The sequence below is a fragment of the Pseudomonas sp. B21-047 genome (assembly GCF_024748775.1).
Classification (GTDB): Bacteria; Pseudomonadota; Gammaproteobacteria; order Pseudomonadales; family Pseudomonadaceae; genus Aquipseudomonas; species Aquipseudomonas capeferrum.
Genome location: NZ_CP087169.1, coordinates 4801544 through 4813291 on the forward strand (window position 1 = coordinate 4801544; position 11748 = coordinate 4813291).

An 11748-nucleotide genomic window follows, 5' to 3' on the forward strand; every position below is an offset into this window, starting at 1 on the left:
GTCAGCGGGCGGTGAAGATCAGCACCGCATTGACCGGTACCGATGGGTTGATGGACTTGAGCCCGGCAAACTTGCGCAGGCTCTCCAGGCCCGGCATCAGGCCAAAATCCTCGGCGCGCAGTACCAGGGGCTCCAGGGTCACCACCTGGAAGCGCCGCTCGTCCAGCCGCGTGGCCAGCAGCAAGGCGTTGTAGCGGTGGGACTGGCCATGCAGGGTAACGGTCAGCGGCAGGCGCAGTTCGATTTGCGCACCGCTGGCCAGGTCGTTGATCGGGCGCAGGTCCAGTTGCGCCTTCACCGTCGCCTCGGCAAAACGCTCGACCTCGAACAGACCGTCGCGCATGCGTTCGTCGCGCAAAGGGATGCCGCTGCTCACCGAGTCCATCTCGATGCGCAGGCCGGCCGCGCCCTTGCGGTCTACCGTGCCATGCAGCACCAGGAAGCGATGGACTTCGGCGGTATCACCGTTCTTGCCGGTGATGAACGACAGGCGCGATGACTCGCCATCGAGGTGCCAGTTGGCGTGGGCGGGCAGGCATAGAGCCAGCAACAAGGCGGGCAGCAGGCGGGGCAACTTGAACATGACAGATCTCGTAAAACAAGACCGCAACCTTACCCGCCCGCCATCATGGCAGCAAGCGGCAGCCCACGCGTGCGCCCTGCCATGCGGCCTGGTTACGCCGGCCCAGGCCCTGGGCCGTGACCAGGCGCTGCGCACTGTTTTCCGCCAGCAGGCCAAGGGGCAGCCATTGCTTCACGTACCCCCGGCAATACGCCGGGTCAAACCCCATGACGAAGCGGCATGAGCAGTACTCCTTGGCCGAGTAGGCCGAAAGAATGCCCGGGAAGTCCGCCAACGCCTGACGTGCCTGCCAACCGCTCCATCCCAACGACACGCCAAGCAGCGCCAACAGCACCAGCAGCACCCGCCTCATGCGCCCTCCCCGGACAGCGCCGCCAGTACCCGTTCGAGCAGTTGGTCATGCTGGTAACTGTCGCCTCGGTCATCGGCATAGCGAACGATCACCAGCTTCTGCGTCGGCAACACGTACAGCGCCTGGCCCCAATGACCGAGCGCGGCGTAGGTGTCAGCCGGCGCATGCGGCCAGGGACGAGCCCCGCCTGGCGACGCGGTGTTGAGCCACCAGTGGCCGCCTGGGTTGGCCTCACCGGGTACAGCCTCGGCCTGGGCAAACGGCGTGCGGTTGAACGCCACCCATGTCGCAGGCACCAGTTGGCGCTCGCGCCAGCGCCCGTCGCGCTGCATCAGCAGGCCGATGCGCGCCAGGTCACGGGCAGTGAGGTACAGGTACGAAGACCCGACATAGCTCCCCGCGCCATCGCGCTCCCACACTGCGCTGTTGATGCCCAGCGGCGTGAACAGCGCCTGCCACGGGTAGTCGGCATACTGCCCGGCATCGAGCATGCCGCGCAGGGCCGCTGCCAACAGGTTGCTGTCGCCGCTGGAGTAGAGAAAGCGCTGCCCCGGTAGCTGCGCCGCAGGCCGCGCTGCGGTATAGGCCGCCATGTCCTCACGACCACGGGTGTAGAGCATGGCCACCACCGAGGAGTGCAACGGTGCGTATTCGTAGTCTTCCTGCCAGGCCAGGCCGCTGGCCCAGTGCAGCAGGTCTCCCAGGCGCACCTCTGGGTGTGCCTGCATCGGGGGGTAGAAGCGGGCTACCGGGTCCTGCAGCTGGAAACGCCCTTCGCCTTGGGCCACGCCCAGTAGCGTGGCCAGCACGCTCTTGCTCACCGACCAGGTAAGGTGCGCGGTGCTGGCGGTGGTGGGCGCGGCGTAGCGTTCATGCAGGATGCGGCCGTCGCGGATGATCAGCAGGGCGTCGGTGCGCAGGCTGCCGTCAGGGGGGAAGGCATAGGCGTCGACGGCTTGCCAGTCGATGGGGGTGGGGTCGGTTTGCCAGTCGGGGGCCGGCCAGTCTTCGGCCCAGGCTGGGGCCACTGCCAGGCTGAGGGTTGACAGTAGGGCTTTCAGGGTATCGAGCACTTGGGCCTCGGCGCCATGGGGCCGCTTTGCGGCCCCAGCATTCAATGGTTCACCGAGTCTGCCTGCCCTTCATGACAATCCCGCAGCCGCCCAGGCCTTGGCCAAACGTTTCTCCCGCGCTGCCGCCGCCAACGCCAACACCCCCTGATCACGCTGCCAGAGCTGCGCCCACTGCGCGGGCCCCGCCAGCAACGCCTCATCGATGTCGGCGCGCAGCGCCTGAAACTGGCCAAACAACCCCGCCAGCAGCAAATGGCAACCGACACTGTCGGCACACTGGCGGCTACCCTCGGCACAGCCGGCCAGTACGCCCAGCAAACGCAGACGCAACGCCTGCGGCCACGCACATTCCTGGCCGACGCCATACAGCCAGGCCGTCAACGCGGCGAGCACGTACAGGTCTTCCAGCGAGCGGAACGGTTTGACGTAAGCATCCCAGCCATCGCCTGCCAACAACTCGCAAGCCGCCTGCTCCAGGTGCAGGCGGCCATGGCCGACTTCGGGCATCAGCGGCAAGGTCGGCAACGCTTCCAGCGTCACGCCCGGCTCCCCCGGGTACACCACCGCCAGGTTCAGCCGCACTGCCTCGCCTGGCGCTTCGCTGCGCGCGGCCACCAGCAGCCACTCCGCCTCAAGGCCGGCGGTGACGAAATCCTTGCTGCCGCCAAGGCGCAAACCGTCGAGACGGGTGCGCATGTCTGCCGGCCGCACGCTGCGCCGTTCGGTCGCGCACAGTGCGCCGAGGCTGGGTGGCGCACTGGGCCAGAGCACTCGCAAGGCGGCCTGGTAGCCAACCAGAAACGCCAGGCCCGGTGTGGGCATGGCGCGCCCGCCAAGCACCGCCAGTTCGAACGGGGCTACCTGGCCAAGGCGCTCGAGCAGCGCGGCGTAGGTTTCACCCAGGGTGCCGGCCATAGGGAGACGCAGCGGGTCGTTGAGTCGTTGTAGCCAAGCCATCGCAGGATGCTCCTTGCTGGGGCGTGTGGGAGGGTGTCACGCAAGCATCACCAAAGATTCACAGGGGTGACACCCCGTCTACCTAGGCTGACTTTGCACAACAAAGCCGACCGGCCGCAACCCTTCATGGCTGGCTTATGGAGACTCGTAATGACTCGGATCGCTCACGCTGGCGACACCAGCACTGCACGCCGTCTGCAAGCCGAACGCCTGGTCGGCGCCACGGCCCTGCAGGAAGCCCAGGCCCTGCGCTACAAAGTGTTCAGTGCAGAATTCAAGGCCAAGCTCAAAGGTGCCGAACACGGCCTGGACATGGACGACTACGACCCGCACTGCCGCCATATCGGTGTGCGCGACCTGAGCACCGGCGAGCTGGTAGCCACCACCCGGTTGCTCGACCACCAGGCGGCCAGCAGCCTGGGCCGTTTCTACAGCGAAGAAGAGTTCAGCCTGCACGGCCTGGTGCAGTTGCAAGGGCCGATCCTGGAGCTGGGGCGCACCTGCGTGGCCGCCGACTACCGCAACGGCGGCACCATCGCCGTGCTCTGGGGCGAGCTCGCCGAAGTACTCAACGAAGGGCGCTACAGCTACCTGATGGGCTGCGCCAGCATCCCCATGCAGGACGGTGGCGTGCAGGCCCATGCGGTCATGCAGCGCCTGCGCGAGCGTTACCTGTGCACCGATCACCTACGTGCCGAGCCGAAAAACCCCCTGCCAAGCCTGGCCCTGCCCAACAACGTCATCGCCGAAATGCCACCGCTGCTCAAGGCCTACATGCGCCTGGGTGCGAAGATCTGCGGCGAGCCGTGCTGGGACGAAGACTTCCAGGTTGCCGACGTGTTCATCCTGCTCAAGCGCGACGACCTCTGCCCGCGCTACGCCCGCCACTTCAAGGCGGCGGTCTGATGCCCCAGCTGCGGGTACTGGCCCGCCTGACACGGCTGCTTCTGGTCCTGCTGCTCGGCATGCTGATGGCCAGCGTGATCGCACTTGGCGAACGCCTGGGCCTCAAAGCCTCCATCGAGCGCCGGCAACGTTGGAGCTGCCTGTTCATGAAGCACCTGGTGGCCGCCTTGCCGTTCAAGGTGCGGGTAATCGGCCAGTTGCCGCAGCGGCCGATGTTGTGGGTCAGCAACCACGTCTCCTGGGCCGACATCCCACTGCTCGGCATGCTGCAGCCGCTGTCTTTCCTGTCCAAGGCCGAAGTCCGTCACTGGCCGGTGGCCGGCTGGCTGGCAGAGAAAGCCGGCACGCTGTTCATCCGCCGCGGCGGTGGCGACAGCCAGCGTCTGCGCGAGCAAATCAGCACGCAACTGGGCGAAGCCCGGCCACTGTTGATCTTCCCGGAGGGTACTACCACCAACGGCCATGGCCTGCGAACGTTCCACGGCCGGCTACTGGCAGGCGCCATCGACCAGGGCGTGGCCGTTCAACCCGTGGCGATCCAGTACTTGCGCGATGGCGTGATCGACCCGATTGCGCCTTTCATTGGCGATGATGATCTGGTGTCGCACCTGCTGCGTCTGTTTGCCCAGCCGCGTGGCGAGGTGTGCATTCACCTGCTGCAACCGATTGCCAGCGCGCAGAAAGAGCGAGCGGTACTGGCCTTGCAGGCGCAGCAGGCCATTCATGGGGCGTTGTTCGGGGTTGAAGAGGAAGAGAGGGTGCCACAGCGGCAGGCGCGGGCTGCCTGATTGGCTTGGGCTGCCTGTACCCGCGAAGAGGCCGGGGCAGGCAATACATGACTAACTGCCCGGCACCCGCCCCACCGCCGCAAACGCCTGCAACTGTGGATAGAACTCACGAAAGTCCGCCAGCAACGGCTCATACAAGCGCTCCAGCTCCGGCATCACCCCGCTCATCCCCGCCGGCCGCGACAGCCGCCGCGCAATGCCGTTGAACACCTGCTCCAGCGTCGCAAAATCGCCATACGCCCCCAGCCAGTCATCCGCCGCCATGAACGGCGCAATGCGCGCCAGGCGCCCCGGCAACTCAGGTTCAGCCAGCAGCACCCGATAAAAATTGCCGGTGAACTGCGCCAACGGCTGCTCGGCATAATCCGCCCAATGCTGCGCCAGGCAGTGGTCGAAAAAACACATCGAGGACAATGCCGGCAAAGCGCCGTCGCTGTGCGGGGAAACGTGCCAACGCTGCCAGTACCACGGGATGGCGGTCGGTATAACTGTCGATGTGCCGGTGCAGGCGGATCGCCGCTTCCAGTGCCGGCGCAAAGCGCCCTTCCAGCGTGCCCTTGACGAAATCGCCATACAGGCTGCCGAGCAATTGCTGCGGCGCAGGGCCGCCCAGGTGCAGGTGTGCGAGGTAGTTCATGGCGCAAGTCTAGCACCGCCCAGGCCTATATCGTCATCACACGATATAGCAATTGGTGCTCAGCTCAGAACGTCTTCATATTTGTATATCGCGAAATACCGATTTACATTTCGCCCTACCGCGATTTACCGCTTCACCACGAGCCCCACCCCATGCCCCTCGATCTGGACGAAATAATAAAAGCCCTGGCCCACCCGGTACGGCGACAAATCCTCGACTGGCTGAAGGACCCGGCAACGCAGTTTCCTGACCAGCACCACAGCACCGAACACGGCGTCTGTGCCGGGCAGATCGACCAACGCTGCGGCCTGTCGCAGTCGACCGTCTCTGCGCACCTGGCCATCTTGCAGCGCGCCGGCCTGATCAACAGCCAGAAGATCGGCCAATGGCACTTCTTCAAACGCAATGAGGAGACCGTTCAGGCCTTCCTCGCACAGTTGAGCCGAGCGCTCTGAAAAGGAAACCGCATGACTACGCTCTTCGACCCGATCACGCTGGGCGACCTGCAACTGCCCAACCGCATCATCATGGCCCCGCTGACCCGCTGCCGCGCCGATGAAGGCCGGGTGCCAAACGCACTGATGGCCGAATACTACGTGCAGCGCGCCAGCGCCGGGCTGATCCTCAGCGAAGCGACTTCGGTCACGCCGATGGGGGTCGGCTACCCCGACACCCCAGGCATCTGGAACGATGAACAGGTGCGCGGCTGGAACAACGTCACCAAGGCCGTGCATGGCGCCGGCGGGCGCATATTCCTGCAACTGTGGCATGTCGGCCGCATTTCCCACCCCAGCTACCTGAACGGCGAGCTGCCCGTGGCACCCAGCGCAATCAAGCCCAAGGGCCATGTCAGCCTGGTGCGTCCGCTCACCGACTACCCCACACCGCGCGCACTGGAAACCGAAGAGATCGTCGACATTGTCGAGGCATACCGCAGCGGCGCCGAAAATGCCAAGGCCGCCGGTTTCGATGGTGTCGAGGTGCATGGCGCCAATGGCTACCTGCTCGACCAGTTCCTGCAAAGCAGCACCAACCAGCGCACCGACCGCTACGGTGGTTCGCTGGAAAACCGCGCACGTTTGCTGCTTGAGGTGACCGACGCCGCCATTGAAGTGTGGGGGGCAAACCGCGTGGGCGTGCACCTGGCGCCGCGTGCCGACTCACACGACATGGGCGACGCCGACCGGGCCGAGACCTTCACCTACGTCGCCCGTGAACTGGGCAAGCGCGGCATCGCCTTCATCTGCTCGCGGGAGAAAGACGCCGACGACAGCATCGGCCCACTGATCAAGCAAGCGTTCGGCGGCCCCTACATCGTCAACGAGCGTTTTGACAAAGCCAGTGCCAATGCCGCGTTGGCCAGCGGCAAGGCCGACGCCGTGGCGTTCGGCGTGCCATTCATCGCCAACCCAGACCTGCCGGCGCGCCTGGCGGCAGATGCCCCCTTGAACCCGGCACACCCGGAAACGTTCTACGGCAAGGGGCCGGTGGGGTACATCGATTACCCGCGCTTGTAAGCGGATCGGCCGCCGGGGCGCGTTGCCCCGGCGGTAAGGCTCAAGGCCGCGCGTTGATCTGCTGTTGCAGGTTCTGGACCTGGCTTTGCAACGTATTCAGGCTGCGGGTCATCTGCCCACGGAACGCATCGAACTCCTGCACCGAAGCACCGCTCGATGACGGCGCAGCAGCCGGGCGATTGTCGATCTGACTCTTCAACACCAGCATGTCCTGCTCCAGGTTCTGGATCGCCGCACTCGGGTTGCCCTGCTTCTTCAGCGCCGCCACATCGCTGCCCAGGCTCTTGAGCTGAGTATCCAGCTTGCCGCCATCCACCTGCGCCGCTTTCAAGGCGGCCACATCCGTGGTCAACGTCTTGAACTGGGCATCCAGCTTGCCGCCATCGACCTGGCTGGACTTCAGCGCAGCCAGTTCGCCATTCACCAGCTTCAACTGCGCCTGCAACTGGGTCTGCAGCTCAGTCACGGCTTTTTGCTGTTCACGGGTATCGGCCAGCACCTGCTCCAGACGCTTGCCCAGGTCACCGGTCTGCCCGGCCACCCCTTGCTGCAACTGGCGGATCTGCAGTTTCAAGGCCTCGCTGCCGGTCGTGACCGTCGATTCGCTGGCCGCCACCTTGCCGCTGATGGCCTGCAGCCGCCCGGCCGCCTCTTCGCTGATGCGGGCAAAGCTTTCCTGGGTCGCGACCAGTTGCTGCTCCATCAGCGATATCTGCTGAAAGCTCCACCAGCCCAACCCCACCAAGGCGATGAACGACGCCCCCAGCAGCGCCCACAAAGGCGCGGTGCTGGCCCCACGCTCGGCTTTCTGGCGATTGCGCACCACGTGCGCTGGCATCAGTTCGTCATCGTCGGGGGTGCCGGCCCTCAGGGTAGGCACATCATCGTAATCGTCGTGAGCATGGTTACGCATGGATACATTCAACCGCAGTAGTCGCAAAGAGGCACGAGTATAAACTGCAAGCGCGGCACGTTGATGACCATCATCAGCCTCAGCCGAACTTCAGGCCTTCGGGCTGGTGCTTCCACCAGGCGCAGAACTCGTCCAGTGCCGTCCACAGGCTGACCTTGGGCTGGTAGTCCAGGTATTGCCGGGCGCGGCTGATGTCCAGGGTGAAATCACGGCTCATCACCTGCATGCCCAGGCGCGACAAGGTCGGCTGCGGGCGCCCCGGCCACAGCATGCAGGCCGCCTCGTTCAACGCGGCCAGGCTGTAGGCCAGGCCATAGGAGCGGTAACGGGTAACCTGCGGCAGTTGCATCTGGCGCATCACGTAATTGACCACATCCCACAGTGGCAACGGCTGCCCATTGCTGATGTTGTAGGCCTGGCCCAGCGCGCGGTCGTCGGCGAACAAGGCGCTGAGCAATGCTTCGTTGAGGTTGTGCACGCTGGTGAAATCGACCTTGTTCAGGCCATTGCCGATGATTGCCACGCGGCCCTTGCGCTGCATCTGCATCAGCCGCGGGAAGATGCTGGCATCACCGGCACCGGTGACAAAGCGCGGGCGCAGCGCCAGCACCTCCAGGCCAAACTCCTGGGCACCGAACACCTTCTGCTCGGCCAGGTGCTTGGTCAGTGCGTAGTGATCATGAAAGCGCCGCGGCACCTGGTCTTCACGGATGTCCAGGCGCGAGCGGCCATTGAAGTAGATCGACGGCGACGACAGGTGCACCAGGCGCCGCACATGCTCCTTCAGGCAACCTTCGACCACGTTTTCGGTGACCACCACGTTGCCCTGGTGAAAGTCCTGGAAGCGCCCCCAGTTACCCACCGCACCCGCGCAATGCACCACCGCTTCGACGCCCTGGCACAGGCGCCGGGCCAGTTCGGCATCACCCAGGTCGCCAGGGATGAACTGCGCACCGCGCTTGACCAGGTGCTCGACACCTTCGGCACGTCGGCCGCTGACCCGCACGTCCAGGCCCTGCTCCAGCGCCAGGCGCGCAAAGCGCCCGCCGATGAAGCCGCTCGCGCCAGTGACCAGAATTCGCATGTAAGACTCCGCCTTGCCAGATTTCAGATGCAACTGACGCCAGCCGTGGCTACAACGGCACCAGCCATTGCCGTGCCGTGTGCCGCAGGTGATCGGTCAGTTGCGCGAGCAAGTGCCCGCCATTGCGCCAATGATGCCAGTACAGCGGCACATCGATGGGAGTATCGGCGCATATTTCCACCAATTGCCCGCTGGACAGTTGTTCGCGTGCCTGCAACTCAGGCACCAGCCCCCAGCCAAGCCCCGCTTCGGTCATGCGCAGAAAACCTTCGGACGACGGGCACAGGTGATGCAGGAAACCGCCTTCGATACCCAGCGATGCCAGGTAGCGGTGTTGCAGAAAGTCGTCCGGGCCATACACGATCGCCGGCGTGCGGGCCAGGCGCCTGCCCTCGAAACCCTGCGGGAAGTGCCGCGCCATGAACACCGGGCTGGCCAGCGCGCGATAACGCATCGCACCCAAAGGCAGGCTGCGCGCGCCGGCCACCGGCCGTTCGCTGCCACACAGGCAGGCCGCCACTTCGCCCGCCCGCATGCGTTTAAGGCCCACTTCCTGGTCTTCTACCACCAGGTCGGTGAGCAGGTTGTGCTCAGCGCAAAACGCGCCTACCGCGCCCGCCCACCAGGTGGCCAGGCTGTCGGCGTTCAGGGCAATGCGCAAACGCTCGGGCATGCCCTCCTCGTCCAGCGCCGGCACCTGGCGTTGCAAGTCGCGTTCGAGCAGGCGCACCTGCTGCACATGGTTGAGCAACTGGCGCCCGACCTCGGTCGGGCTCGGTGGCGTGGCACGCACCAGCACCGGCTGGCCGACCCGTGCTTCAAGCAGCTTGATGCGCTGGGAAATGGCCGATTGCGAAAGCCCCAGCACCTGCGCCGCGCGCTCGAAGCCGCCTTGCTCGATCACCGCCGCAAGGGCGGCTAGCAGCTTGTAGTCGAACATCGATTTCCCTAATGCCGGATCAGCTTTATTTGTTTTTCTTATACAGCGGCTTTATCCACAATGGCCAGCATCTTCTTTCGTTGAACAACGCCCGTGTCCCGTGGCGTCAGTGGAGTATCCCGCCATGTGGCAAAGTTATTTGAACGGCATGCTGGTGGCCTTCGGCCTGATCATGGCCATTGGCGCGCAGAACGCCTTCGTCCTCGCCCAGAGCCTGCGCCGCGAGCATCACTTGCCAGTGGCTGCCCTGTGCATCGTCTGCGACGCCCTGCTGGTGGCTGCCGGGGTATTCGGCCTGGCCACGGTACTGGCGCACAACCCGACACTGCTGGCCATCGCTCGCTGGGGCGGCGCGCTGTTCCTCTTGTGGTATGGCGCCAAGGCCTTGCGCAGCGCCTGTTCCAAGCAGAGCCTGCAGCATCAGCAAGGCCAGGGCGTGCGTTCGCGCCGCGCGGTGCTGCTCAGTGCCCTGGCGGTGACCTTGCTAAACCCCCATGTGTACCTCGACACGGTGCTGTTGATCGGCTCGCTCGGTGCCCAGCAGACGGTGCCTGGGGCCTACGTGGCGGGGGCGGCCAGTGCGTCGTTGCTGTGGTTCTCGAGCCTGGCGATCGGCGCGGCCTGGCTGGCACCGTGGCTGGCACGGCCAGCGACCTGGCGGATGCTCGACCTGATGGTGGCGGTGATGATGTTCGCGGTGGCGGCGCAGTTGATCTTTAGTTGAGTTTTGGGGGGCTTGTCACAGCAGGTTTGTCGCCTGTGAGATCGAGCGCCGCCCGCGCGGCGCATCGCGACGCAAGGCCGCTCCTACATTTGTTTCGGGCCAATTATTCCTGAGGCATGGCGCGCGGCCCCGTGGTGCCCGTCTCAATCTCGCGTCGGACAAACAAGGCGGTCGCGCGCAAATGCCACAGGCCTCACTGGCCCGAAAAAAATGTAGGAGCGAGCTGGCTCGCGATGCGCCGCGCGGGCGGCGCTCGTTCTCACAAGCGATGCGAGGGCTGCGGCGAACACCATTGGTCGGCAGCGCCCAACCGCTCTGGAACCTCTATTCCCTATGTTTGTTGCGTGGTTATGCGCCGGGCCCGGTGCTATGATCCAGCCCTTGCGTCGCAAAGAGTACAAACTCGCCGACGCTTATCGGGCCGCCCGTGATCGGCCTTGCGCAAACCGCAAATAGACCTGAATCAGGAGATCCACCATGGCTTTTGAATTGCCGCCGCTGCCGTACGCCCACGATGCCCTGCAGCCGCACATCTCCAAGGAAACCCTGGAGTATCACCACGACAAGCACCACAACACCTATGTCGTGAACCTGAACAACCTGGTCCCAGGCACCGAATTCGAAGGCAAGACCCTGGAAGAGATCGTCAAGACCTCTTCGGGTGGCATCTTCAACAACGCCGCTCAAGTCTGGAACCACACCTTCTACTGGAACTGCCTGGCCCCGAATGCCGGTGGTCAACCGACCGGTGCCCTGGCTGAAGCCATCAACGCCGCCTTCGGTTCCTTCGACAAGTTCAAGGAAGAGTTCACCAAGACTTCGGTTGGCACCTTCGGTTCCGGCTGGGGCTGGCTGGTGAAGAAAGCTGACGGTTCCCTGGCCCTGGCCAGCACCATCGGCGCCGGCAACCCGCTGACCAACGGCGACACCCCGCTGCTGACCTGCGACGTCTGGGAACACGCCTACTACATCGACTACCGTAACGTACGTCCGAAGTACGTCGAGGCGTTCTGGAACCTGGTCAACTGGGCATTCGTTGCCGAACAGTTCGAAGGCAACACCTTCAAGGCCTGATGTTTATTCAGCCTTGAACGAAGAACCCGGCCCTGGTGCCGGGTTTTTTTATGCGCAGGTCATGGCCTCTTGCTCAGCCAGGATTGCGCGCTAACATCAAACCTCTGGAAAGTTGATACAGCGCACTCAAGTTGCAGGGCCAGGCGACCGATATACTGCCAAGGACAACCCCGCTCCTCGCGCTGTGTCCGTGGCACACC

Annotated in this window: 13 protein-coding genes and 1 pseudogene; 6 read left to right on the forward strand and 8 right to left on the reverse strand. The window is 64.6% G+C overall.

Features of this window, described 5'->3' with window-relative positions:
- Position 1: 1 nt before the first annotated feature.
- The 4 genes from LOY26_RS21690 to LOY26_RS21705 form a co-directional block, all read right to left on the reverse strand.
- Positions 2-583 carry a YceI family protein gene (locus LOY26_RS21690; RefSeq protein ID WP_033702784.1) on the reverse strand — a complete coding sequence of 194 codons (582 nt, stop codon included), beginning with the start codon at positions 581-583 and terminating at the stop codon, positions 2-4.
- Positions 584-626: 43 nt separating this feature from the next.
- A complete protein-coding gene (locus tag LOY26_RS21695; RefSeq protein ID WP_186663396.1) occupies positions 627-935 on the reverse strand; it encodes an amidase in 309 nt (102 codons plus the stop codon).
- Positions 932-1996: a serine hydrolase gene (locus LOY26_RS21700; protein ID WP_258714923.1), complete on the reverse strand. Its 1065-nt coding sequence runs from the start codon at positions 1994-1996 to the stop codon at positions 932-934. The genes LOY26_RS21695 and LOY26_RS21700 overlap by 4 nt, the downstream gene beginning before the upstream one ends.
- An 81-nt stretch (positions 1997-2077) precedes the next feature.
- Positions 2078-2965: an acyl-CoA dehydrogenase gene (locus tag LOY26_RS21705; protein WP_186659641.1), complete on the reverse strand. Its 888-nt coding sequence runs from the start codon at positions 2963-2965 to the stop codon at positions 2078-2080.
- Between the two features lie 150 nt (positions 2966-3115).
- Here LOY26_RS21705 and olsB point away from each other — a divergent pair, with 150 nt between their 5' ends.
- Positions 3116-3871 carry an L-ornithine N(alpha)-acyltransferase gene (gene olsB, locus LOY26_RS21710; protein ID WP_258714078.1) on the forward strand — a complete coding sequence of 252 codons (756 nt, stop codon included), beginning with the start codon at positions 3116-3118 and terminating at the stop codon, positions 3869-3871.
- Positions 3871-4659 carry a lysophospholipid acyltransferase family protein gene (locus tag LOY26_RS21715; protein WP_186659647.1) on the forward strand — a complete coding sequence of 263 codons (789 nt, stop codon included), beginning with the start codon at positions 3871-3873 and terminating at the stop codon, positions 4657-4659. Before olsB ends, LOY26_RS21715 begins: the two co-directional genes overlap by 1 nt.
- 51 nt (positions 4660-4710) lie before the next feature.
- Here LOY26_RS21715 and LOY26_RS21720 read toward each other — a convergent pair.
- A pseudogene (locus tag LOY26_RS21720) lies at positions 4711-5296 on the reverse strand (ACP phosphodiesterase).
- Positions 5297-5448: 152 nt separating this feature from the next.
- Between LOY26_RS21720 and LOY26_RS21725 the strand changes: the two are divergent.
- Together LOY26_RS21725 and LOY26_RS21730 are read left to right on the forward strand one after the other, a co-directional pair.
- Positions 5449-5751, forward strand: coding sequence for a helix-turn-helix transcriptional regulator (locus LOY26_RS21725; RefSeq protein WP_033702790.1), 303 nt, complete (start codon positions 5449-5451; stop codon positions 5749-5751).
- Positions 5752-5763: 12 nt separating this feature from the next.
- Positions 5764-6813: an alkene reductase gene (locus LOY26_RS21730; RefSeq protein ID WP_186659652.1), complete on the forward strand. Its 1050-nt coding sequence runs from the start codon at positions 5764-5766 to the stop codon at positions 6811-6813.
- Positions 6814-6853: 40 nt separating this feature from the next.
- Here the strand turns inward: LOY26_RS21730 and LOY26_RS21735 are convergent, their stop codons facing one another.
- The 3 genes from LOY26_RS21735 to LOY26_RS21745 all read right to left on the reverse strand — a co-directional run bounded on the left by LOY26_RS21735 (position 6854) and on the right by LOY26_RS21745 (position 9750).
- Positions 6854-7726: a hypothetical protein gene (locus tag LOY26_RS21735; RefSeq protein WP_033702792.1), complete on the reverse strand. Its 873-nt coding sequence runs from the start codon at positions 7724-7726 to the stop codon at positions 6854-6856.
- A gap of 79 nt (positions 7727-7805) precedes the next feature.
- Positions 7806-8810 (reverse strand): NAD(P)-dependent oxidoreductase, encoded by a 1005-nt coding sequence (locus LOY26_RS21740; RefSeq protein WP_033702793.1) that lies wholly within the window; start codon positions 8808-8810, stop codon positions 7806-7808.
- 49 nt (positions 8811-8859) lie between these two features.
- Positions 8860-9750, reverse strand: coding sequence for a LysR family transcriptional regulator ArgP (locus LOY26_RS21745; RefSeq protein ID WP_033702794.1), 891 nt, complete (start codon positions 9748-9750; stop codon positions 8860-8862).
- 124 nt (positions 9751-9874) lie between these two features.
- Here LOY26_RS21745 and LOY26_RS21750 point away from each other — a divergent pair, with 124 nt between their 5' ends.
- On the forward strand, positions 9875-10474 hold the full coding sequence (locus tag LOY26_RS21750; RefSeq protein WP_033702795.1) for a LysE/ArgO family amino acid transporter: 600 nt from the start codon (positions 9875-9877) through the stop codon (positions 10472-10474).
- A 477-nt stretch (positions 10475-10951) separates the two neighbouring features.
- On the forward strand, positions 10952-11548 hold the full coding sequence (locus LOY26_RS21755; RefSeq protein WP_095064204.1) for a superoxide dismutase: 597 nt from the start codon (positions 10952-10954) through the stop codon (positions 11546-11548).
- The last annotated feature ends 200 nt before the right edge of the window (positions 11549-11748 follow it).